Origin of the sequence: Clostridium sp. HV4-5-A1G, assembly GCF_900184915.1 — a bacterium.
Taxonomy (GTDB): domain Bacteria; phylum Bacillota; class Clostridia; order Clostridiales; family Clostridiaceae; genus Clostridium_B; species Clostridium_B aromativorans.
On record NZ_FXYI02000041.1, the window covers coordinates 1 to 23006 of the forward strand.

Below are 23006 nucleotides of genomic sequence, written 5' to 3' on the forward strand. Positions count from 1 at the left end.
GATAAAAAACTTGCAATTTACTATTTTATATTATATAATAAATAACGTCTTAGGGGTATAGCTCAATTGGTAGAGTAGCGGTCTCCAAAACCGTTGGTTGAGGGTTCGAAGCCTTCTACCCCTGCCATAAATGTTGAAATCAAAGGGTTTTCAGAAATAAAGATCCTTTGATTTTTTATTTTTCCCTCCATTTTCCCTCCATAGTTTTTAATAGAGCTATTAGAACAGGTCATTTAACGTATCTACTGCCTTCCTTTTTTCTTCAGGTGAAACATGAACATAAATAGATGCGGTGGTCTGAATATTTGCATGGCCTAAAAGTTTCTGGATAGTTTCCAAGGGTACACCCCGTTCAAATAATTTAGTGCCGTATGTATGCCGCAAGGCGTGAAATTTCCTGTAAGGTATATTTGCTTTAGTTAATATCCTTTTATAAGCTCTAAGCAGATTACGGGCATTTATAGACAATCCCAGTCTGGTAGTAAATACAAAATTACTATTGTTGTAGATATCACCTGCTTTTAATTTTTCTTCCTTTTGTTGTAGTCCGTGTTTTTTAAGCATAGGAATTAAATTTCCGGGTATTGGTACATCTCTTATAGAACCTTTACTCTTAGGAATTTGTAATATAGTTTCACGTTTTTTAGTTCCATCAGCCTGGATTATTGCAATGTTTTTTATAGTCCGTCTGACAGATACAATCTTTTTGCTAAGGTCAATATCACTCCATTTCAAGGCTAGAAGTTCACCTTCTCTTAACCCTGAAGCAAGAGCCAGGTAAAAGAGTGCCTTTAGTCTATGGCCTTCTATAGCGTTTTTAAAAGCCTTTAGTTCATCATCAGAAAATACTTCCACTTCTTTTTTTACAGCATTATTTTCCTTTTGACCTGGAATTGTTACACGTTTTCCAGAGCATGGGTTTTTGATTATATATCCCTCATCAACTGCATAATTAAAAAAAGTCCTCAGCAGTTTATTTAAGTTAAATATTAATGAACTATGCTTGCCATTTTGGTATAGCTTGTTATAGTATTTCTGTATTTTGATGGATTTAACATCTGTCATTCTAAGGCCGTATATATCACTATCTTTTATATAGAGTCTGTATAAAGTTTCATATCGTTCAAAAGAACTGGCTTTTATGTCACTGGATACCCTTACAACCTCAAATAACCACAGGTGCATTAATTCACCTAGTGATACATTTTCAGCATCCACACTTAAACCACGTTTCAACCCATTTATATATTCAGTTTTTTTATCTTCAGCATCTTTTTTACTTTTGCCATAGAATTCCTTTCTTATGCGTTTCCCATTAGAATCACGTCCCAAGTCCAGATATACCCTATAGTATTTTTTACCGTTTTTAACACAATTTGTTTTATTTGCCATAGGATCACCTCTATATATCTAATGTGTTAAAATCAATTTCCAAGTCTTTATATATGCCAACCTTTATTTTATCCGTAAATGAATAAGCTTTAGGAGCTCCATAATGCATTGTATCATCAAGTTTGTATATCAGTATACTTTTCTCCATAGGATTTACTATCCAGTATTCACGAACCTTATATGAGCTGTATAGGCTTAATTTGCGTATATAATCATTGGATGGGTTGAAGGGTGACACTATCTCAACAATTAGATCTGGGGCTCCAATACAACCCTTATCATTCAGTTTATTCTTATCACATATTACTGATATATCTGGTTGAACAATGTTTCTGCAGTTATCAAGGTTTTCGTCATCAGTGAGGAATACATCAAAGGGTGATGGGTATACCTTGCAATTACCGTTGTTGGATTTAATATAGTTATAAAATGCAGCGGATAGTGCCATAATAAGCTCTTGGTTTATTCTTGATGGTGCAGGTGACATATCGTATATAGTACCTTCTATAAGCTCTATTCTGGAACCTTCAGGGTAATTCATGTAGTCAGTGTAGGTATAAGTCTTATTCTTAGCTGTATTGTCCATAAATCTTATCTCCTTTCATTTGACAATTTCGTATATTTGGTTGTGGCACCGGGTGACACAGTATCCACAAATGTGGATACTATTGATCTGAAGTTGTCACTAGTAGGCAACACTGTATTCAGTGTACATGGAGTACACAGTTGACCACCAACTGGCCAATCATTGATTTTACTGGGTTTCTTTTAAAAAGGAAGACTAATCACATTAGGGTTTTCGTATTTAAAGATGGAAATTTACCCAAGTGTGAATCCAGCTAGTTTATCGGGAATTTACCCGAAAACCTATAATTAAGTAGTTTTGATAGCATAATCATACAATTCATCTTTAAAGATCAATACGACAATATAGTTGTTATAAGGCATTACATATTTGCAAACCCTTTAGGACGCTTAAAATTTGAAGCTGGGGATTCAATTTTAAATCCAAACATTTAGCATCCCTTACTGTAATAGTGGCTGATAACCGCTGAGTATTCTAAAATGAATCTTATGTTTTTGACATTTATGTATAAGACCTAATCAGGTAGCTTTTAACGCCCTGGTTGTGCCATTCGCCTTTAAAGGCGAATACGATAATATCGGAGTCCCTAAAAAAATGGTAGTGCCCACTGATACGAAATTTTCCGATTGGTAGTTAGTAATTAAATAATATATAATAACCTTGTAATGATGTTGACATAGTGTCAATTGAGCTACAATAATATTTATTTACCTAAATGGAATAAATTCTAATTCAATTCCTAGAACCGTTTGTACTCCTCCATTTGTAGGGTAGTCTAAATTTCGTCCACCTTGTTTTTTTATTATTTTTTAAAAAATCTATGTATAAACCCTATTAATCAAAATTGCTAAGTATTTTATAACTAAAAGGATTTTAATGTGATAGTTGTGCCGTTCGTCTTTAAGTACGAACGTGATGATATTTGTAATATAAAATCCCGTAGTGGATGCCCATTTTAATCAGATGGCGACTAATAGTTGCCTAGTTAGGATTAAGGGGGAGTTAAATTTCGGCCTCCTTGATGTTGATGTAAGTTTGACACAATATCAAATTAGTATTTAACTTTGGTGATGAATATATACATTCAAAGTAGACTTAGAGTTAATGAATTTTCTATTTTTTAGTATCATAAATTAGTTATTTTGAAGATCGCTAGATTCTTTTCCGATATTTTTTGTCATTAAATCAATATTTTTTATCATTGAATCAATAGCTTTTGAGGATATACTATCTATTTGCTTTTTTAATTGCTCTTCATTAATTTTATTGAAATCTATATAACCAAAATTATGTAATGTATAATTTATAAATTCTGATGTTGTGTATTTAAGAATATCCTTATATACTTTATAAGCTTTACTTTTTTCTACTATATTTTCTTCGGCAGTTTTAAATTCTTTTCTTAGCTTTTCATCATCTATTAAATCTCCCCAACTTATATTAAGAGCTTCTACTAATTTATCAATCATGTCTATACTCGGAGTTCTTTGATTTTGTTCGTATTTAGCTATAGTATATTTAGAAATGTTAAGCTTAGTTGCCAAGTCATCTTGAGTTAAATTTCTAGCTTCGCGAAACTTTTTAATTTTATATCCTAATTTAACTTGATTATTGTTTTTCAATAATATCACCTCTTCTATATTATAATACAAATTGGGTGATATTAAAATAAAAAAGTGCTTTATTATAGCGCTTTTTTGGTTTATATAAATAAAAAATATTTTGACATAGCTCATAGTGGGTGCTATACTATAATTAATAAGACGAAAAGTACTATTAAAGGAAGTGATATTACGAGATTGAGGTTAAAAGTAAGAAGAATTGAAAAAAGACTAACCCAATGTGAACTAGCTGATAAAATTGGTATTTCAAGATATTATCTGTCTGCATTAGAGAGAGGAAAAGCTAAGAACCCTAGTATTGCAGTAATGAAAGCAATAAGTAAAGAACTTGATACTCCTGTACAAGAGTTGTTTTTCAGTGAGGAGGAATAAAATGAGATACTTTTTAAAGCCAGGTCAAATCCAAGAACCGTTAATTATTGATATACCTGATGATTTTAATGTTATGGCAAATGGAGTTTGTTTTTTAGAGAATAAAATCTCAAAGATTATAGCTTATAAATATGACCAATATAATTTTTTCCTTGATATGTATTGTGATACAGATAAATTTGCCTCAATTGTATGTAATAAGCCATATGAAGTGGTGTTGGACAGTGAAATAAATGGTGTTTTTATAAGAGAAAATGATGAGGTGTAGCATATGGATAAACTCGTATTTATAAATTCAAATAATCTTAGCGAAGAGCCTTTTACAACATCAAAGATTATTGCTAAATATGGAGGGCAGACGCATCACTCAATACAAGTGTTAATTTCAACGTATGAAAAAGATTTAAAGGAATTTGGAGTTTTCTCATTTGAAATGAGTAAACCTAAATCTTCCAAAGGAGGCAGACCAGAGAAAATATATAAACTAAGTGAATCACAGGCAAGCTTTTTAATAACTTTGATGAAAAATACAAGGCAAGTAGTTAATTTTAAAAAAGCTTTGGTAAAACAATTTTATGCCATGAGAGAAGAATTGCTCAAAAGAAGGATTGAAAGGTCTGATGGTAAAAAAGAAAGAACTACTTTAACAGATGCTATATCAAGGCTTCCAGATGGTAAATATAAAGAGCATTTATATAGTAATATTACAAGACTTATTTATAAAATACTCTTCAATAAAACTATACCTCAACTAAAAGAGCAATTTAATGTTCCTAAAAAAGGTAATTTGAGAGATTATTTGCCACAAGTGCAACTGGCTAAGGTAAAAGTATTAGAGGAGCGAACTAGCGTTTTAATTGATATGGGACTTCCATATGAGGAAATTAAATTGATCTTGAACAAATATGCTAAGAGCTAAGATATCTTTAAGAAGTAAGTAAATACATAAATAATTTTAAAGAAATAATCAAGAAATAAAAAAGTTCTGATGAAGAAAAATTCCTGATAGCCAGTTTTATAATAGTTATTAGGAAAAGAAATAGTGAAAAATGAGGTGGTAGATGATGGGTAAAAAAGCTTATACTAGAGAAGCCGCTAAAGAGTTAGGACTAACAGAATATCAACTTAGGAGAAGAGTGAGGGAACACAAAATACCTGTGTTAACATCTGGAAATAGATACGTTTTTGATATTGAACTTTGTGAAAAATTTTTGGAGAAGCAGGCACTAAAAAACACAGAACCACCAATCCAAAACGTTAAAAAATATGGTGTGCTTAGAAAAATTGAAGGATAGTGGAATATCTGGACTAAAAAGCAGGTGGTGAGGTGCCAAAGAAAAAACAAAATTTTCAAAGCTTTCAAAGTAGTAAAGGCGGTAGGTTTATGCCAATCTATTTTGATATGGTAGATTCTAAGGCGTGGAGTGAATTAAAAAGCAATGATATTAAAGTTTATTTATATATGCTTAGAAAATATACAGCTAAATATGATAAGCATATATTAATTAGCTCTAATAAAGACAATATAAGTGTTCCTAAAGATGAATACTTAGGTAAACATAAAAAGCAATCATGGAGTATAAAAATGAATCAGACTACATTTATGAATTGTATAGACCATTTAATTGATTTAGGATTTATCAAAGTTGTAAGAGATGGGTATGCTTCAAGAGAATGTAACATATACGGTTTTTCTGATATGTGGAAAAAATATGGGACTAAAGACTTTTATATTAAAAATGATTGGAAAAGAGCAGCGCGGAGATCATATTAAATATTTGAAGTATACGAAACTACATACTTGAAGTATACAAAAATGTATACTTCAACACCTATAAAATGGTAATAGCTAATTTTCAAGTATACGAAAATGTATACTGTAATTATTGATATGAAATAGCATGAGCGCTGATAATTTAAAGGGTATAGCAGATGATTTATGATATGTGTTAAATAATGGGTGAAGTATACAAAAGTGCATACCCTTTATATATATACCACATACTTATTTAAAAAAAGATACCTGTAAAAATAGAAATAAATTTTATTATGTAAAGGAGAAATGCTTAATGGAAGATTTTAGTTCTTTAATAGACTCTCTATCTTCAGAAATGTTTCAAGCAAGAAAAGTTATTTGTGATGCTCAAGGATCTTTAGAAGTTGCTAAAAAATATTGGAAAGAATTTAAATCTGTGTTAAATACATTACCAAATGATTTAAAGCAGATTATAGATAGGCTTCTTATGATAGATTTTAGAGATATCAAAATTGTAACCAAACATATAGACAAAGTTACATATATGCTTAACACACTAAGACCTGGTGATACAGTTAAAATTAAAAGACTCCAGGATATGTCTATTGAGACTCAAAAGTTATGCTTTAAAATTGTAATTGTTTCTAAAATGGCTCTAACAGCAGTAAGAGAGTTTGAACTTATTTTGAATAAAGAATTAATTATAAGACGCGAGAAGGAAAATAGAAAGTGAATGCAGTTATTGGGAAGAAGGGATGAGAGAAAAGTGAAAAAATCTGCGTCAAAAAAATTTATAATTAATGTTTAGGAGAGGATGAAATGCAGGTACGAGTTGTAGGTGGAAACTTGGAAAAAGCAAGGGATACACTGACAAAATGTTGTTTTGATATTATTATGGAAGATTTGAGAACAGGGGGAAAACTAGTGAAAAAATTAGAAATGCTTGCTCAAAACGAAATAGAAGTACTTAACAAATTAAAAGAGAGGAATTTAAAACAAATTAAGATAATCAAGGAAAGTAATAACCGCTCAGAGTATATAAAAGGGTATACGGATGCTTTGAAGGAGCTAAATAAGAGGTTAGAAGAGGAATTAAAAGAATTAGAGGCGTGATGTATTTAGAACTTGTAAATATTCACACTTAGTATACAGATATATGGGAAAATATGGATGGGAATTTATAAATTATCAGAACCATGAGGAGATAATAATGGAAAATTTTAAATATTCAATAAATGATATATCATCTGAAGTATTTTATATGGAAAGAGCTAATTCTGGGTTGAAAGAAATATTAGAAAAAATTATGAAATTTTGGAATAAATTTAAATATAAATTCAATCAGGTAGTGATATTTAATGATTTGTATAAAGTCATAGATGATATTCTTAAAATTGTTTTTAAAGATTTTGAAGTTGAGAATAGGAACATAAATAAGCTTAAATATATGATTAATACTTCAAAATTTGATGATAAAATTCAAATTGAAGAAATAATGAACATACGACATGAAACACAAGCATTATTTGTTACTGTTTCTACTGCATTAGATGCATGTTCTACAATAATAAAAAAACTTGATTCTGCTATAGACGCAGGCTCGTATAATCAAATATTGAAATAGAAAGTAAAAATAGTTGGTAAAACATAAGAGCTTTCACCTGCTAAATAAATATAAAATTAAAAAACTTTAAATTTGGGAGGATGGGATTATGAATAATAAAATAGAAAATTTAATTGACAATGCTATAAAATCAGAATTTGAGGATTTAGAATTTAAAAGCCAGGATTCTACAGAGCTTGAGAATGAAAATATATATAAGGAATTGATTGAAGAACAAAATTTTATCTTGAAAAATTTATCTTCATTGGTTCCAAAAGAAATATATAAACTGATAAAAAAATTTGATGATATATCGTTGAGTTTGTCTAGGATTCAAGCACAGTATTTTTATAAAAGAGGAGTAATATCAGGGCTTACAAATCTTAGATATTTAGGAGAGGTTACACCAGAGACAATAGCTTTGAAAGAAGAAATATATAAATAGGCCTGGTTGTGGTTACTATGTAAATTTCTATAGTAACCACATTTATATTAGGTGGTGAGAATGATTGTACTGTGTAATACAAAAAGTTTTTAATAAGAAGTGTAATTCACCTGGAGAACCAAAAAAAATTGAGGTAACAGAGTGTAACTGGGGTATGGGAGATAATAAACCTAATATACATTATGGTTATAAATGTACTGGACATTTTGCTAGAACTCACAGGGAAGCATTTAAGATAAGTATTCATAAAAGCTATAGGGAAAATGGCAAAGTTAAGAAAAAACAATGGGTATTATGTACCATGGGATATTATGATTTACTCGATTGGTCTTTATATGACTGTGCTGGTGGTAAAATAGATAAGGTTTCAGAAGAGACGGGAGTAAGTGCTGATGATATATATGACACAGTATATAAGAAATTAGATCCTATAATTTCAAAGATTACTGAAGAGTATGAGCAGACAGAAGAATATAAAACCAAAGTAAAAAACAATAAAATATTGTCAAGGTACTTTACAATTAAAGGAAAGTTTGAAGCGAAATACGGTCAGGATACTTACGATTATTGTTATGATGTGTTTGGAGTTCTGAGAAATAGAGAGTATTTAGGAGAACTTCAGGCGGCTTATGAAGCAAAACAGAAATCCTATGAATATTACAGTAGTTATTATGATGATTTTAAAAGTAACTACAGAAGTAATAATGATAGTAGTTACTTTAATATTGGACATAGTACCTACACAAAAGACGAAAAAGCTAAGCTTAAAAAAATATATAAAGTATTGGCATTGAAGTTCCATCCGGATATGAATAGCGGTGATGCTGATATGATGAAATTTGTAAATAAATTAAAAGAAGATTGGGGAATATAAGTTATTTTTAAAGGTTATAGAAACCTTGGTATAACTGATATTGACATGACGTTAACAAAAGTAAATACTAATGTATTTATTCTAACTATCTAAATAAAAGGAGCGATATAAATGCAGAAATTAAGTCCTATATACTCCCTTATCAGATCAAATGGGAGTATTGTAATAAATAAAAATTTATGTCATGCGATAGGTTTGAACGAAACTATAATCTATTCGGAACTACTATCCCGATATAACTATTTTAATGAAAGAAACAAGCTTGATGAAGACGGATTCTTTTTTAGCACTGTAAATGATTTGCAGAGAGCAACTTGTATAGGAGAAAAACCACAAAAAAAGGCTATTAATAATTTAAATAAGTTTGGGTTAATTGAATACAAGATAAAAGGAATGCCGCCTAAAAGGTATTTTAAAATAGAGAATAATATTGATCATATAGCTCATTTATTGGAAATTGGAGAATTTAAGATAAATGAGCTAAAAGAAAAGCAAGCTGAAACTGTTGAAAAATCTAGAAACCGCCTTTTGGGCGGAATTAATTCCGACGAATCAACCGATTTAATTCCGCCATATGGGGTGGTAAATAATACTAAAAATAATACTAAATATAATAGGGTTCATTGTCATGAGCTTAATTTTGAAGAATTTAAGAATATATTAATAAAAAAAGGAACTCCTATTGATATGGATGTAGTAAATAGTATGCAGTACTTCACCAATTGTAGAAATAAATTATTTGATGAAATAAAGTATAACTATGATATATGGAACAAATTATTTAATGAATGGCTAGATGTAGAAGTAAATGGGCATATACAAGCTGTTAGTTATGAAGATAGTAAAGTTATGATAGATAAGTTCTTTCATACAGAATTCCAGGGAAATGAAAAAGGAATATGTGATTATTCACCAGAGTTTTATTGCAGCGGAAAAATAAAAAAAATTAAATTCTATGATGCAGAATTGTTATAGTAAATACATATATAAACAATTAATAGTGAGAATTTTAAATATATGAATGATCCGATAGAAGTTGTAATTGATAGTATTGCTATTTTGGTAGGAGATTATGAGGTAAGTAGAAAGTATGCAGCTAAATTATTACTTAAAGCATTATTGAAGAATGAATTTTTTAAAGATATATTGAAAGGGCTAAAAGACTTAGAGAAAGTTATAAATTTTAAATTAAAGTAAAATTAGTTGGAGGTGAGCCTGTTGAAGTTTAAAATAAACTTTTAGGGCAATATTATAAAAGAAATAAAATATTTAAATATCTAAATCGATATTGCAGATAGGTGATGAAGTATTCGTATTTCTTCATTCACAAAGGTTCAATACCTACAAGGGTAGGTTAAAGTCCTAGCTCCATCGCATTCGTCATTTAGTACGAATGGGAGTTCACCACTTGCACCGCCAGAATATGTGAACTTACTAAAAATGGAAAGTACTATATTTGTTGGACAGAAAAGGAGTAGCTGAAAAACTTGAACTTATAAGTTCCACAGATGTGGAACTAGCATATAAAGCTGAAATAAACTTTATTTTAGATGAAATTGAAAACATAGATAACAGAAGAATATATTAACTGGAAAGATAATAGAGGTGGTGTTGATAAATTAGAAGGAATAATTCCTGCAAACGCAGGAAACATTTCAAAAGAACATTTACTGGGAATTAGAATACAGTATTTACATGGATAGCATGAAAATGAAACTGCATGGAGCAAACGCCCCGCGGGAAGGTCGAAGTTGACACTCCTTATTTATCACTAAATGTGATTGTATATTTTTTATTTGTCTATCTGACTGATTAAAGGATATTATTGTCAAGTACAAAGAATGAAATTTTAGAATGTGAGCAAATGGAAATTGAAGTAAATATAATAAAAGTATAAGAATTTTTAATATACATAGAAAAGAGGAATTAACATTGAAAAATAATATAGAATCCAACAATAATGAAAATAGTATATTTAAGACTGATAATTTTAAATATCTGAATCAAGAACAAGATCCAGTTGAAATACTTATAGACTGTACCGCTGTGTTACTTGGAGATTACGTAGTGTATAGAAAACACGCAGCAAAATTAGTACTTCAGACTTTGTTAAAAGATGAATTTTTAAAACAGTTTCTAGAAGATATTGAAGAATATAATATAGAGAAGGGAGCTTATAAAGCTTAGGTTATATTAAAATTTACAGGAGGTGGGTCTATTGAAATCCAAGTGGAATGATATAAGGGATAAATTAATATTAATACAAGGATGAGCAAGAGATGGGCTCACAGATGAGCAAATTGCTAATAATTTAGGGATAGGTACAGTACATTATATAGATGGAAAAATGAGCATAGAGAGTTACGGGAGGCCCTAAAAAAAGGCAAGGAGGTAGCTGATAGAGAAGTTGAAAATGCTCTATATAAATCAGCACTTGGATTTAAATATAAAGAACAGGTAGTAACCAATAAAGGTAATGTTGTTGAAGTGGAGAAATATGAAAAGCCGAATACTACAGCTGCTATATTTTGGTTGAAAAATCGTAAGCCAGGACAATGGAGAGATAAGCAGGAAATAGAGCATAATTGTGATGTTGGGGTAAAGATTATAGATGATATCCCTTCTGATGAATAAATATAAGATTTACAATAGTATAAATAAATTGGGGCGCTTGATTATTTGAGCGCCTTTTTATATGAAAGAAAATGAATTTAATAAATTTGTGGAGACGTCAACCATAATGCAACTATTTTTATTTTGAATTAGAATATATACAAAACATTGGTTGTGAGAGGTGAAGATATGAATGACATAAAAAATAAAATAAGATTGGCATATGAGCGGGGAGAAGGTACATTTCAACATCTGTCAGATAAATATAATGTAAAACTGGGTACAATAAAAAGCTGGTCTAAAAAAGATAAAGACAGCGGCAACCAATGGATTAAACCATCAACCAGAGCAAAAAACCAAAATAAAAAAGTTGAAATTAAGAAAGGTGAGATATCTTGGATAGATATAGAGAATGAGTATGTAACGGATATAAGGAGGAACCCTTGTAGTCTGGAGGATTTAAGTAAGAAGTATAATATACCGCTGCAATCTGTTAAAAATTATTCGGCATCTCATAAATGGAGTGGAAAAAGAACAGAGTATAAACGTGACTTAAACCAAAAAATAAGGGAAAAATCAGAAGAACTTGTAATAATGGATGCTGCAAAGGCGGTAGCCAAACATTTTAAAATATCTGACATTATTCTAGATGAAATAGAAAAAGCTTTAGGTTCACCTGATGAATTATACAAAATTGTAGAAAAATTAAAAACAGGATATGGCCCCGGGAAATTTAGTGAAGAAATAGTAACACAGACTATGGATTCAATTAATGATGGAAAGGTATTAAATCTAGTTAATGCATTAGATAAAATACAGAAAATGCAAAGACAAACACTTGGAGTTATAGATGCTGATACTAAAGAGAAACTTGATATTGAGCATAGAAAGATGGAGCTTGCTGAAAAACAGTCAGCTGAGATAGATGATGATATCGAATATAGTGTAGAAGACGGTGAAGATGAAAACTCTATAGATGACTAACTTTAGAAAGAATAATTAACAGAGAATCTGAAACAATTACGGACACGAATGTGTCCGAATAAAATTATAAATTTTACAAGGAGGATGTTATTTTTGGTGGCGCAGTATTATAAGGAAAAATTATATGAATTTAATATAAATAGAGAGTGTAAAGCTATCTATATGGGATGTGATAAATTTGTAGAAGCAATAAATGATAAAAATTTAAGTTCAGCAAGGATGTTTCTTGAGATGATAATAAATAGCTGTAAATATATTAGGACTACTAAACCACCTGTTAAATATAAAGAAATACATAAACAAATGAAAAAAGTATGCAATAATTTAATGAAATTATATCGGGATATTTTTTCGATTTTTATTGATAGAGTATGGACTAAAGAATATGAAGATAAATTGTATCGAGATGGTGAATTACTAAAATCACAATTAAATCAATTAGAAATTAGCAGTAACTGACCATATTAAGTCAAAATGGATACATAAGATGCCCACTTTTATACTATTTATTAATGTTAAGTTTTTGTTTAAGGGCAACTTGAATAACTTGAGAAAAGTTTATATTATTCTCCTCTGCCATAGTTTTCAGCCACTGAGGCATAGTTACAGTGGTTTTTACTGAGGTGTTTTGGATAGCCTCTCGATATAAAGGCATATACACATCAACCAGCAGAGGTATATCGTTCTCGTCTAGTTTAAGCTTATTTATAGGGCTGGGATCGGGAATTTCAATGTTATCCTCTTCCATGCCAAATAGGTGCAATGCTAACACTTCTTTGGCGTTTTTAATTGCATTTTCCATAGTATCTGCATCAGATACACAGCCTGGCAAATCAGGGAAAGTAATCCCTATATTGTCTTTATATTGAGTTAGTATAGATGGATAGACATAAATATCTTTTTTCATAAAAGTTAACCTCCTTATATACTGAATTTTCAAAGTAAATAGGGAATGATTATAAATTTGATTTTTATACAATCCATAATTATTCCCTTTATTTTTCAGGACAAATTTTTATTTATTTAAAATAAGAGTAGCTCGTTGCAATTTTAAATATTGACCGTTTTGTATTGAAACGTATTTATTACCACTAAAGTTATCATTTGATATTACTCCATCTAACGTATGTCTACTATTAGTAGTTATTTCAACATATCCATCACCGGGAGAATTTATTTTATACTCTCCAGCCGATATATCAACTCCAGCCTTATACATACCATCTGGTAAGGTACCGCTTGAAGTATCAACTTTTGGAGCTTTATCTAAAGGATAGGCTTTTGCATTTCTAATGGTTAAATATTCTCCACTGTTTACAGTGACATAAGTTCTATTTGCTATATTCTCATTTCCTATTATACTATCTAAATTTCCTGTACTATCTTTAGTAATTGCCATGTATGCTGAACCAGTGTCGTCGTTTGCAATTATTACATATTCACCAGTAACTAAATCACTACCAATTTTATACATTCCTTCTTCTATAGATCCATCATCTTCAGGTATGTCTTCGTTAGTGTCAACTTGAGTAGTATTACTGTTTTCGTTTGTACCTGTATCATTTGAATAGTTTTTATCAACGGTATTTGTTTTGGAAGCATCTTTTGTTGATTTTGAATCTTGGGATTGTGCAGGTTTTGTATTTGTTGCAGTATTATTTTTATCATTAATACCAGTTATGATGAAAGCTACTGCTAGTATAATGACTACAGCTGTGATCATGCATATGTTAAATTTCCTTTCCCTTTGGACATTAAAAGGCTTAACATTATTTGAATAAACCAAAGACATTAAATTACTATAGTTTTTTTCTGATAATAAACCTCCTGCAAATAGTAATTCTATTTCGTTATTTTTGTATCGTATTGCAATTGTAATTGATTTATTTATTCCAGTATCTTGATGATGATGTTTTATGCTTAAGATATCATCTATATTAATTCTAAATTTTTCTTTTAATAAATTTCGCTCTAAAAAAATGAGTTGATTGTCATATCTAGTAATTAAGGCAGCGAAACTTTTAGGGCATTCAGGATAGCCACCATCATAAGATAAGTATACTTTATTTATGCCATTATTAATCTCTTTATTTGTACTCTTTTTATTAATATTTTTGCTAGTATCTTCTATATTATATTTTTTTAGAACAGGTGAAAATTTATTATATAATTTGCTCCAATGAACTATTATATATGGGAGTAAAACGAAAAAAATACTCATTCTTATAAATTCAGATGCAAAACTTAACCCAGAATATTTATTTCCTACAGTTCCACAAATAATTAGGAAATAAAATAAATAAGCAACAGATGTTATTATTCTAGGTACCATATTATATCTTTTGTTCTTCCACATTAAAAGTATTCCAATTGGCGGAAACACGGCAAACATAATCCACATAAACCCATCTTTATTATATAATTTTTTCCCCAATATAATCTCCCCCGTTAATTATTTGTTCATAATTATATTTTTATTATACCACCTTTTACCTTAAATTCTACATTTAAGCAGCTTTTTTTTGTTGTAATAAAATGTAAACGGAGGAGGTGTAAAAATGGCTCAAACATTACAAAATTTAGTTTATGAAATTGGATATGTAGTAGATAATAGCGGGCTTAGGGGCTCTATGCAATTGATAGGTAATTTGGAATCATCTTTGAATAATTTTGTAAAGGATATTAATTCTACATCGAAAGTTACAAATAATTTAAACACAAATAAATTAGCAGATTCATTGAAAAAAGCCACGGAAAATTCCAGTGGGTTAAATTCATCGACGGAAAGGTTGGAAAGACTTACTAAACTAGTTAACGATTATGCAGATGAATATAATTCCAAAATTGATAAAAGCTCACAGCTAGCACAAGAATTAGGCAGTAGAACAATGCCTATAAGCTCATCAATAAAGCAGATGCAAGCTGAACAGCAAAAATTAAATGATGAGATATTTAAAACTAATTCCGAAGAAGAACAGACGGCCACTACAATGGGTAAAGTAGTCGATGGTATAAAAAAAAGCACTGCTAGTGCAGGCGAATTAAGCTCTAGTATGCGTTCTGTACGTAGTATATCAGGTGGAATTTCTAATATACTTGGTGCGTTTGGCTTTATGGGAATTGGATATGAGGCTGTAAGGGGTGTGCAAGCTGCAATAAAGTCATTTATAGATTTTCAGCAGCAAATGGCAAGAGTACATGCAACTTTAGGAGAAATATCTAATAATGATTTAGCAAAGCTATCCAGTCAAGCTATACAAATCAGTAATACGTGGGGGATATCGTCACAAGAAATTGGAGCAGGTATGGAGAGTCTTGCTTCACACGGTTTTAATTTGAAACAGGTTATGTCTTCTATCGAACCTGCAACACTTCTTGCTGTATCTGGAAATATAAAAATGGAAGATGCAACACTTGATGTATCCTCTGCAATTAGAAACTTCAACTTAGATGTATCTAAAGCATCTCATGTAACAGATGTATATGCAAAGGCAGCTATGGACACAGCAGCGGCAATGCCGGATATGGCAACCGCAATGAGTTATATAGCTCCAGTAGCAAGTCAAGCTGGATGGTCAATAGAAAATACTGCAGCGGCTATTGGCGAACTTGGCAATAAAGGTATACTTGGTAGCAAAGCGGGTATGGGATTACTTGAGATGTATACTAGATTAGTCAAACCAACTAAAAATGCAGCTAGTGTAATGAAAGAACTAGGTTTTAGCGCTATAGATCCAACTACTCATAAAATGAAAGATATTGGTAATATAATAGGGGATTTAAGTACATCTTTACATGGATTGAATCCTGCAGTTAAAAATACAGTTCTTTCTGTAATTTTTGGTCAGGAAGCCTTACCTAAAGTAACTGCACTTCTTGGTGCAGGGAAAAAAGCTATAGATGATGAGACAGAAAGTCTAAAACACAGTAATAATGCTGCTAGAGACTATGCGAATACAGTAAATGATACACTTGCTGGTTCTTTAAGATTATTAAAGTCCAATATACAAAATGCTTTTATTACAAGTGAGGGAGATACAGAATTAGGGAAAGCTCTCAAATCTGTTGTAGATGGAATTAACAATAATATGCCTGCTATTAAAAACAACATTCAGTGGGTTTTAGCAGAAACAGTAAAAGTAGGAAGTACAATAAAAAGAAACTGGGGAGGAATTTCATCAATTGTTTTGGGAGTTGCGACTGCTTTTTTAGCTTTAAAAGGTGCAATGGCTATAGAAGGAGCGGTAAAAACATTAGGAGGATTAAGAAAGGCGCTCCCTACAGTTGGTATGGCTGGAGGTATTGGACTCATAGCAACTGGTTTTTGGGAAATAAAGCAGGGGAACACAGGTTTGGGGGATTTACTGATATCAACTGGAGCAGGTCTCACAGCTGCAAGTGCAGGATTAGGACTAATTGGTGGTGCTGGCATAGGGTTGATAGCTTATGGTTTCTTACAAATTAAAAAAGGAAACACGGGATTAGGAGCTTTACTTATAGGAACAGGTGCAGGATTAACAGCCATTAGTGTAATTGGTAAAAAAGGTGCTCTTTTTAGCGGAGCAATAGGCGTATTGGCAGCGGGATTTGTGGAGATGAAGCAAGGAAATACGGGGCTAGGCGCTATACTTATAGGAACAGCAGCAGGAATCGGGGCAATAGGCTTATCAATGAAATTAGCTTTAGGACCTGTGGGCATTGTAGTAGGAGTAGTAATAGGAGCATTAGTAGCAGGAGCGTCATATTTAATTGCAAAATACGGGAGTTTAGGTAAAGCTTGGGGTGCTATTTGGGGAGGAATAAAGCAAGCAGCTACAGACGCTACAAACTGGGTTATTGGGAAATTGAACGATGCCATAGCAGCTATAAATAACGTAATTCTAATAGCTGATAAAATTCCAGGAGTAAAGATAAATACTATAAAAGCTATACAGTATGTAGGTGATAAAGGCAAGAAAACTAATAGTAAAAATTATGATAAATCATCTGTACCTGCAGCCGCTGGAGGAATGGAGAATAGCCCAGGCGGTGCAACTCTTGTAGGAGAAATGGGACCTGAGCTTGTTAATTTACCTAAAGGTGCAAATGTGATAACCGCATCTGAAACAGCTAAAATGCTAAACTCAAATAACAGAACTATGGGGAGCAGTGTTATATCTAGCCAAAGTAACCTTAATTCTTCTACAAAAAAATTGCTTGCAGAAAATAAATCCATAATTTTGCAATATGTAAATCAACATATATTATATGGTCAGAACGCTGTAAAGAATTTCTCTTCTGCTTTATTAAATAAAGAACCACTGGCAACAACAGCGACAACAAAAGTATCTCAAGACAATAAAAACATAATGAATAATCTTTCTTTATCTGGTAATACATATGGTTCTGGAATGATAAATAACATGACACAAGGCGTAAAAGCTAGTCAGTCTAATTTAACTACTACAGTGCAGACACTTACAAATAAAGTTGTAGATACATTCAGAAACGGTTTTGGAATACATTCTCCATCAACAGTTATGTATGGTATGGGAACAAATCTCATACAAGGTCTTGTAAATGGTATGACTTCTAAGGATATGAATGCTTTTATTCAAAATTGGATCGGAAGCATAACAAATTCAGCTGGTGGAGCAGTAAGCGGTAATCTTGTAGGATGGCTAACAGCAGCTATGGCCATAACGGGTACACCTATGAGTTATTTGCCACTTTTGGAGAATATAGCAATGCATGAATCTGGTGGGAATCCACTTGCAATAAATCTTTGGGATTCCAACGCAATGGCAGGACACCCGTCTAAAGGACTTATGCAGATGATAGATAGCAGTTTTAGCAGATATGCTATACCGGGATTAGGAGATATTTATAATCCTATTGCTAATGCAGCAGCTTCAATTCGATATATGCTTGGGACATATGGGAGCATAGCTAATGTACCTGGAATTGTATCACAGCTACGAGGAAGTAGCTATGTTGGTTACGCAGGTGGTACTGACAATGCTACACCGGGTCCGCATCTTGTAGGTGAAAAAGGTCCTGAAATAGTAAATATTCCAGGTGGTAGTCAAGTAATACCTAATAATAAAATTAATGATGAAGTAAATAAGGTGAGAATGCCTTATCATGCAATTCACAATGCAAAAGTTGAAAATAATATTACATTCCGAATAAATATAAATGGAAGCGGAAAAAACGCTAAAGATATAGCAAAAGAAGTAGATAGAACTTTACGAAAAAAATTTGGAGAATATTTTGATGATAAAATGTCTACTATTGGAATTCAAATGGGATTTGGAAAAATATAATATAGGATATTTTTGAAGAGTTCTGACAATATCTCTGCTTAGGGTTATATATGTGTAAAATACACATATATAAAGTTATTTAAAGAATAGAGGATTCGTGAAATACGAATTCTTTTATTCTTATAAAAATTAGCAGGAATATAGATTATATGGATCTAGTATTGTTTAAAAAATAAGTCATATAATGACGAACAAAAATTAAAGGATTTTATCTAATAGTATAGAAATTTATAAAAATATAATATATATTCAAGTTTGTAATTTGAGCACATAATTGGTTATAATATAGGGGGATGATTAAGCATGGAACTTGAGGATTTACTTGTAATGGAGGTTCCAAAGAAACAATTGGTTCAGGTTTGCAATAATTATGATTTAAAATCGACTGGCAATTCTTTAGGTGATTATGCAAAAGTTATAGTAGAGAATTCTAGCTCAAGACGAGAAGGAGAGATTCTGTTAGATGAATTCAGATATGCAGGTAAAACTGCTGTAAGAGTATATAAGCCTATTAATTTGAACTTAGATGTGTTAAAAGATATAGAAAGTTTTAAAAATTTTTTACAGAATAAATATGGAAATAATTTATTTTTAAATGGTATTAAGGTTGAAATAGATCATGATCCAAAACTTTTTAAAGTTGCTGAGGGTGAAAATAAATTATTTTTATCATTTATATATTTAGGAACAGAAAGAAGAATATTTAAAAATTATGAAATAGTAAAAGAAAGCCCACAAATTGTAGATTATTTGGTACTTCATTTTGAACCGTTATTGTTAGAAATGCGAGTGGCTTTAAATAAAGATTCTATGTTTAAGGAATCATTTTTAAAGAGCATCGGGGTTAATGATAAAATAGATTGGTTTAATTTATGTTCATTAAGTAAATCAGAAGCATATATATTGCATGATACATTAAGAGGAGGACTTACTGGTGCAAAACATAAAATGATGGAAGGAATATATGATACTGTAGAAGTTAAAGCAAAGCCTAATGTTGATCTTTCAGAAGAGGATGAATACCAAGATAAATATAATGATTTACCATATAGAACTTTAACATTTCAATTTCCATTTACATATGATAATGGACTTGAAGATGGAGTAACTATAAAAATTACTAATACTGATAATTCAGTTAATAATGGGATTATATTTATGTCTGTTGTTTCTGAAGCAGTAATAGAGTATGTTATATCTACTATATTTACTATAAAAGCAAATACTTTTTCAGAAGTAGCAGCAGCAACCCAGCAGGCTACGAAATTATAAAGGTGTTTTTATAAAATTTGTAAGGAGGAGAAAAGATGAAGACATATGAGATATATGGTTTATTAGAAAATATGGCTATTGAAAATAGACGAAATTTTTCTCCACTTTACGTTTGTAAAAGATTAAAAACGCGTGATATAAAAGAAGTTACTTATTCTCTAATCAATGATTTTAAAGATATTTTAAAGATTAATTATGAAGTAGAATGTCCAAATGGGGATTCTGATTTTATTGTTGATGACATTTCACAAATTAAAGATGAGATGAGAATTTGTCATCATTGTGGAGAGAAGTATATTCCTGATCCGAAAAATATTTGGCTAACATTTAATTTTAAAGATGATTTTAAAGATTATGTAAAAAAAAAGAAATCAGGGCTAATGAAAGCATTGATTGTATAAATAGTGTAAATAAAGAAGTAGTAAAAAATTATGCTTGTGAAAGATCAAGTTTGTATGATTTATTTGGAGAAGAAAATTTGATAAGATGCAAGGAGGTATTTATTAGCGGTATGTCTATCAATTTTAATGGCAATATAAATGGAGACGTTATAGGTTCAGTTAAAGGGGATGTTAACAAAAATTATAACATGATACATAAAATAGATGATTCATTAATAGATTTAATATATAAAATGGAACAAAATAATGATACTAAAGATCAAGCTAAAATTCTTAGTAGTTATATTAAAGAATATAATAATTCGGAGACACAAGATAAAAAGAAATTGTCAGATAAAATTTTAGATGCTTCAAATAAACTGGTTACAATTAGTAAAAATTATAATGTATTATATCCAATAGCAATACAAATATTTGATTCATTAAAGCATCTAATTTAATTAAAAATTACATAATATATATCAAATAAGATTTTATCTCTTATGACTAACATAATCTTCAAGTATGGACAGGCACATACTAAAAAATGAAATGGCTATATGCCAGAGATTGAGAAATATTTAGCATTAATTATCTTTGATACAGAAGGATTTAGCAAAATGCAAGGCCATTTTTTATTTATCTAACCTACAATTGGGAAAAAGGAATAACCAAAAATGGAGAGTCATGAGGAATGAGCAAAGGAGTGTACTTATAGAGCACTCCTTTTTTCTTGCAATAAAATTTATATTTAACTAGGTGAAAAATTAGAAAACATCACATAACTTATATGAAATAAATAAAAATGTCTTTAAGAACATATTGTATTGCTATTTATGGCAACAAAATTTTACTTAATATCTAAAAAATGATTTTATATTTGAAGTTTAGTGTAATAAAAAATGTTGGAGTAAACCGGAATAAATCTAAAATAATGCATAAATAATAAAAAATCATTGTTACAGTAATGGGGTGGACCTGCATTTACAAGCTGGTTGCAGGAGATATAATTGCTGATTATATACACAATATAAATAATTCGTATAAAATGCAGACTGACTGAATTTCACTATTTGTAAAGAGTTGCAAATTTGCGACAACTTTGTTTAACACTATATCTTTTACTATTAATTTGAAAGTGACTATTTTAAGTCTGTGACTCATCATATAGAAAATAATATATGGCGAGGATAAAGGGGTATGGGCTTTACACGGCATATTTAAATACTTAATTGGAGGTGTTTTTAATATAATGGCTAGTTTAAAGATGCAGATACTTAAACGAATAGATACATTAAAGATGTTCGGACAATCCAAGCACAAGGCAAAGAAACAGGAAGGACAAGTTGATAAAATGCTGGGAATACAAAATAATCCGCTGCGTGTATATGGTATTTACAGCAAAACTACATGTGATACCTATAAAAAATATTGTTTAGATTTTGCTACATGGGAGAGACAAAGACATCCAGAGAAAGAATTTAAAATATTAAATAATATACCCTATGATCATATTGGCGAATGGTTATGTGAAGGAATTTCAAAAGGTGAGAGCGGCTATACTACAAGACTTAAAGGCGCCGCTCTTGCAAAATTATTTCAGTGCAATATAAATGCTTTTGGAGTTAAAATGCCAAGCAAAAAAGGAGACAGGCTTAAGATTAAAAAAAGTAGAAATAATGTAGAATTCGATAAGCATTTTTCTGTAGAAAATAATAAGGATATTATAAATTTCTGTAGAGTTACTGGTTTAAGAAGAAGCGAATTACGGCAATTAAGCCCTGGACAAATAAAATTGAATAGTAAAGGTGAAGTAATAATTGACTTGAAGTCTAAAAAGTCTTATAGAATAACTACCAAGGGTGGTAGAGGTAGAATCGTTCATCCAATAAAAGAAGGGTGGAATATTGTTTTAGAATCTAAAAATAGAGCTGAAGAATTAGGGCAAACTCTAGTATTTTTAAAAGTACATTCCGCTATGGATGTACACAGCTATAGGAGAGAATTTGCTTTAAATAAATATAAGGAGGTCATTAAAGAACTTAAAAATCATGGTAAAGATATAAAATTAGATTATATATGTAGAGATGGTTCCGGAAGAAGATATAATAAAGAGGCTCTTAGAATAACGTCTGAAAATCTTGGACATTCAAGACTGGACGTTGTAGTTAAAAACTATTTATAAAGTATTTAATTTAGAATTTTATTGGAGACTATTTGGAGACTACTCATATAAAATAGTCTCCAAATTTACGATAAAATACAACAGGAAAGATTATATAAATGGCTTTATACAAAGGATTATAACATTATAATGCATACAAGAAAAAGCAGTGATACACATTCGTAATCAGTAGGTCACAGGTTCGACTCCTGCTGGGAGCACCAGTTAAATCAACGGTTTTGTCCCATCTATTTACTATAGTAAAATTTAGTAAATGGCTGGGGCTTTTTTATGTGTATAGAAATGAATAATAAAATAAGTTCTTAAAAATTAAGAAAGGGTATATAGCTATTTGTTAATAATATCATAAAAGACTTCACACTCTTGACTCTCTACTCAAATATAAAAAAATATAACTGAAAATCAAAATTCCCAGTTATATAAAACTAAATCAAATCTATTTTACATAAATCTGTCTATATTCTCCATTTATCCCCCAAGTCCTATTCCTCAATTCTTGTAATTGCTTTTGCTAAGGATTTTTTATGGTCCAAATTACCTTGTCTAGCTATCATTATTCTCTGTGCCTGAGGTGAACCTGCCCCGTGCATGGATTCAGTCCTATAGCTTACTGCAGC

28 protein-coding genes and 1 tRNA gene are annotated in these 23006 nt (G+C 30.6%); 23 read left to right on the top strand and 6 right to left on the bottom strand.

The window, feature by feature from the left end:
* Positions 1–51 precede the first annotated feature (51 nt).
* Positions 52–127, top strand: a tRNA-Trp gene (locus tag J5G60_RS06490).
* 92 nt (positions 128–219) lie between these two features.
* Here J5G60_RS06490 and J5G60_RS06495 read toward each other — a convergent pair.
* The 3 genes from J5G60_RS06495 to J5G60_RS06505 form a co-directional block, all read right to left on the bottom strand.
* Positions 220–1392: a tyrosine-type recombinase/integrase gene (locus tag J5G60_RS06495; protein WP_150356814.1), complete on the bottom strand. Its 1173-nt coding sequence runs from the start codon at positions 1390–1392 to the stop codon at positions 220–222.
* A 10-nt stretch (positions 1393–1402) separates the two neighbouring features.
* Complete coding sequence (locus J5G60_RS06500) at positions 1403–1978, bottom strand: Uma2 family endonuclease (protein WP_207876521.1); 576 nt, start codon at positions 1976–1978, stop codon at positions 1403–1405.
* A gap of 1133 nt (positions 1979–3111) precedes the next feature.
* Positions 3112–3600, bottom strand: coding sequence for a helix-turn-helix domain-containing protein (locus J5G60_RS06505; protein ID WP_190972204.1), 489 nt, complete (start codon positions 3598–3600; stop codon positions 3112–3114).
* 177 nt (positions 3601–3777) lie between these two features.
* On the opposite strand from J5G60_RS06505, the gene J5G60_RS06510 reads away from it, so the two are divergent.
* The 17 genes from J5G60_RS06510 to J5G60_RS06585 all read left to right on the top strand — a co-directional run bounded on the left by J5G60_RS06510 (position 3778) and on the right by J5G60_RS06585 (position 12706).
* Positions 3778–3972 (top strand): helix-turn-helix transcriptional regulator, encoded by a 195-nt coding sequence (locus tag J5G60_RS06510; protein ID WP_150357029.1) that lies wholly within the window; start codon positions 3778–3780, stop codon positions 3970–3972.
* Position 3973: 1 nt separating this feature from the next.
* Positions 3974–4240, top strand: coding sequence for a hypothetical protein (locus J5G60_RS06515; protein ID WP_150357028.1), 267 nt, complete (start codon positions 3974–3976; stop codon positions 4238–4240).
* A gap of 3 nt (positions 4241–4243) precedes the next feature.
* Positions 4244–4891 (top strand): Rha family transcriptional regulator, encoded by a 648-nt coding sequence (locus J5G60_RS06520; RefSeq protein WP_150357027.1) that lies wholly within the window; start codon positions 4244–4246, stop codon positions 4889–4891.
* 145 nt (positions 4892–5036) lie between these two features.
* Positions 5037–5267, top strand: a complete 231-nt coding sequence (locus J5G60_RS06525; RefSeq protein ID WP_190972203.1) for a MerR family transcriptional regulator — start codon at positions 5037–5039, stop codon at positions 5265–5267.
* Positions 5268–5299: 32 nt separating this feature from the next.
* Entirely contained in the window at positions 5300–5746 is a 447-nt protein-coding gene (locus J5G60_RS06530; protein ID WP_150357025.1) for a hypothetical protein, read from the top strand.
* A gap of 295 nt (positions 5747–6041) precedes the next feature.
* A complete protein-coding gene (locus J5G60_RS06535) occupies positions 6042–6461 on the top strand; it encodes a hypothetical protein (protein ID WP_150357024.1) in 420 nt (139 codons plus the stop codon).
* An 86-nt stretch (positions 6462–6547) separates the two neighbouring features.
* Positions 6548–6841 (top strand): hypothetical protein, encoded by a 294-nt coding sequence (locus J5G60_RS06540; RefSeq protein ID WP_150357023.1) that lies wholly within the window; start codon positions 6548–6550, stop codon positions 6839–6841.
* Positions 6842–6938: 97 nt separating this feature from the next.
* Positions 6939–7352: a hypothetical protein gene (locus J5G60_RS06545; protein ID WP_150357022.1), complete on the top strand. Its 414-nt coding sequence runs from the start codon at positions 6939–6941 to the stop codon at positions 7350–7352.
* An 88-nt stretch (positions 7353–7440) separates the two neighbouring features.
* Positions 7441–7776 carry a hypothetical protein gene (locus tag J5G60_RS06550; RefSeq protein ID WP_150357021.1) on the top strand — a complete coding sequence of 112 codons (336 nt, stop codon included), beginning with the start codon at positions 7441–7443 and terminating at the stop codon, positions 7774–7776.
* A 64-nt stretch (positions 7777–7840) separates the two neighbouring features.
* Positions 7841–8650, top strand: a complete 810-nt coding sequence (locus tag J5G60_RS06555) for a hypothetical protein (protein WP_150357020.1) — start codon at positions 7841–7843, stop codon at positions 8648–8650.
* Positions 8651–8761: 111 nt separating this feature from the next.
* Positions 8762–9625, top strand: coding sequence for a hypothetical protein (locus J5G60_RS06560; protein ID WP_150357019.1), 864 nt, complete (start codon positions 8762–8764; stop codon positions 9623–9625).
* A 42-nt stretch (positions 9626–9667) separates the two neighbouring features.
* Entirely contained in the window at positions 9668–9847 is a 180-nt protein-coding gene (locus tag J5G60_RS06565) for a hypothetical protein (protein WP_150357018.1), read from the top strand.
* 259 nt (positions 9848–10106) lie between these two features.
* Positions 10107–10238: a hypothetical protein gene (locus J5G60_RS19035; protein ID WP_268905678.1), complete on the top strand. Its 132-nt coding sequence runs from the start codon at positions 10107–10109 to the stop codon at positions 10236–10238.
* A gap of 344 nt (positions 10239–10582) precedes the next feature.
* Positions 10583–10837 carry a hypothetical protein gene (locus tag J5G60_RS06570; protein ID WP_150357017.1) on the top strand — a complete coding sequence of 85 codons (255 nt, stop codon included), beginning with the start codon at positions 10583–10585 and terminating at the stop codon, positions 10835–10837.
* A 300-nt stretch (positions 10838–11137) separates the two neighbouring features.
* Entirely contained in the window at positions 11138–11284 is a 147-nt protein-coding gene (locus tag J5G60_RS19115) for a hypothetical protein (RefSeq protein ID WP_328707004.1), read from the top strand.
* A 168-nt stretch (positions 11285–11452) separates the two neighbouring features.
* On the top strand, positions 11453–12247 hold the full coding sequence (locus J5G60_RS06580) for a hypothetical protein (protein ID WP_150357016.1): 795 nt from the start codon (positions 11453–11455) through the stop codon (positions 12245–12247).
* Positions 12248–12331: 84 nt separating this feature from the next.
* Positions 12332–12706 (top strand): hypothetical protein, encoded by a 375-nt coding sequence (locus tag J5G60_RS06585; RefSeq protein WP_150357015.1) that lies wholly within the window; start codon positions 12332–12334, stop codon positions 12704–12706.
* A gap of 43 nt (positions 12707–12749) precedes the next feature.
* On the opposite strand, the gene J5G60_RS06590 is transcribed toward J5G60_RS06585, so the two are convergent.
* Both J5G60_RS06590 and J5G60_RS06595 read right to left on the bottom strand, forming a co-directional pair.
* Positions 12750–13154, bottom strand: coding sequence for a type II toxin-antitoxin system HicB family antitoxin (locus J5G60_RS06590; RefSeq protein WP_150357014.1), 405 nt, complete (start codon positions 13152–13154; stop codon positions 12750–12752).
* 108 nt (positions 13155–13262) lie between these two features.
* A complete protein-coding gene (locus tag J5G60_RS06595) occupies positions 13263–14681 on the bottom strand; it encodes a hypothetical protein (protein ID WP_150357013.1) in 1419 nt (472 codons plus the stop codon).
* Between the two features lie 124 nt (positions 14682–14805).
* On the opposite strand from J5G60_RS06595, the gene J5G60_RS06600 reads away from it, so the two are divergent.
* The 5 genes from J5G60_RS06600 (at position 14806) to J5G60_RS06620 (ending at position 22389) form a co-directional block, all read left to right on the top strand.
* A complete protein-coding gene (locus J5G60_RS06600; RefSeq protein ID WP_190972201.1) occupies positions 14806–18552 on the top strand; it encodes a phage tail tape measure protein in 3747 nt (1248 codons plus the stop codon).
* Between the two features lie 303 nt (positions 18553–18855).
* Positions 18856–19824, top strand: coding sequence for a hypothetical protein (locus tag J5G60_RS06605; protein WP_150357012.1), 969 nt, complete (start codon positions 18856–18858; stop codon positions 19822–19824).
* A gap of 35 nt (positions 19825–19859) precedes the next feature.
* A complete protein-coding gene (locus J5G60_RS06610; protein ID WP_150357011.1) occupies positions 19860–20225 on the top strand; it encodes a hypothetical protein in 366 nt (121 codons plus the stop codon).
* A 77-nt stretch (positions 20226–20302) separates the two neighbouring features.
* Entirely contained in the window at positions 20303–20665 is a 363-nt protein-coding gene (locus J5G60_RS06615; protein WP_150357010.1) for a hypothetical protein, read from the top strand.
* 791 nt (positions 20666–21456) lie between these two features.
* A complete protein-coding gene (locus J5G60_RS06620) occupies positions 21457–22389 on the top strand; it encodes a hypothetical protein (RefSeq protein ID WP_150357009.1) in 933 nt (310 codons plus the stop codon).
* Positions 22390–22871: 482 nt separating this feature from the next.
* Here the strand turns inward: J5G60_RS06620 and J5G60_RS06625 are convergent.
* On the bottom strand, positions 22872–23006 hold a 135-nt coding region (locus J5G60_RS06625; protein ID WP_150357008.1), incomplete at its 5' end, for a 4-hydroxyphenylacetate 3-hydroxylase C-terminal domain-containing protein.

What these genes read in the sequence shown, in the direction of transcription:
- J5G60_RS06495 (WP_150356814.1), bottom strand. Translation starts at nt 1,392, where the DNA reads ATGGCAAATAAAACAAATTGTGTTAAAAACGGTAAAAAATACTATAGG.
- J5G60_RS06500 (WP_207876521.1), bottom strand. Translation starts at nt 1,978, where the DNA reads ATGGACAATACAGCTAAGAATAAGACTTATACCTACACTGACTACATG.
- J5G60_RS06515 (WP_150357028.1), top strand. Translation starts at nt 3,974, where the DNA reads ATGAGATACTTTTTAAAGCCAGGTCAAATCCAAGAACCGTTAATTATT.
- J5G60_RS06520 (WP_150357027.1), top strand. Translation starts at nt 4,244, where the DNA reads ATGGATAAACTCGTATTTATAAATTCAAATAATCTTAGCGAAGAGCCT.
- J5G60_RS06525 (WP_190972203.1), top strand. Translation starts at nt 5,037, where the DNA reads ATGGGTAAAAAAGCTTATACTAGAGAAGCCGCTAAAGAGTTAGGACTA.
- J5G60_RS06535 (WP_150357024.1), top strand. Translation starts at nt 6,042, where the DNA reads ATGGAAGATTTTAGTTCTTTAATAGACTCTCTATCTTCAGAAATGTTT.
- J5G60_RS06540 (WP_150357023.1), top strand. Translation starts at nt 6,548, where the DNA reads ATGCAGGTACGAGTTGTAGGTGGAAACTTGGAAAAAGCAAGGGATACA.
- J5G60_RS06545 (WP_150357022.1), top strand. Translation starts at nt 6,939, where the DNA reads ATGGAAAATTTTAAATATTCAATAAATGATATATCATCTGAAGTATTT.
- J5G60_RS06550 (WP_150357021.1), top strand. Translation starts at nt 7,441, where the DNA reads ATGAATAATAAAATAGAAAATTTAATTGACAATGCTATAAAATCAGAA.
- J5G60_RS06560 (WP_150357019.1), top strand. Translation starts at nt 8,762, where the DNA reads ATGCAGAAATTAAGTCCTATATACTCCCTTATCAGATCAAATGGGAGT.
- J5G60_RS06565 (WP_150357018.1), top strand. Translation starts at nt 9,668, where the DNA reads ATGAATGATCCGATAGAAGTTGTAATTGATAGTATTGCTATTTTGGTA.
- J5G60_RS06580 (WP_150357016.1), top strand. Translation starts at nt 11,453, where the DNA reads ATGAATGACATAAAAAATAAAATAAGATTGGCATATGAGCGGGGAGAA.
- J5G60_RS06585 (WP_150357015.1), top strand. Translation starts at nt 12,332, where the DNA reads ATGTTATTTTTGGTGGCGCAGTATTATAAGGAAAAATTATATGAATTT.
- J5G60_RS06590 (WP_150357014.1), bottom strand. Translation starts at nt 13,154, where the DNA reads ATGAAAAAAGATATTTATGTCTATCCATCTATACTAACTCAATATAAA.
- J5G60_RS06600 (WP_190972201.1), top strand. Translation starts at nt 14,806, where the DNA reads ATGGCTCAAACATTACAAAATTTAGTTTATGAAATTGGATATGTAGTA.
- J5G60_RS06605 (WP_150357012.1), top strand. Translation starts at nt 18,856, where the DNA reads ATGGAACTTGAGGATTTACTTGTAATGGAGGTTCCAAAGAAACAATTG.
- J5G60_RS06610 (WP_150357011.1), top strand. Translation starts at nt 19,860, where the DNA reads ATGAAGACATATGAGATATATGGTTTATTAGAAAATATGGCTATTGAA.
- J5G60_RS06620 (WP_150357009.1), top strand. Translation starts at nt 21,457, where the DNA reads ATGGCTAGTTTAAAGATGCAGATACTTAAACGAATAGATACATTAAAG.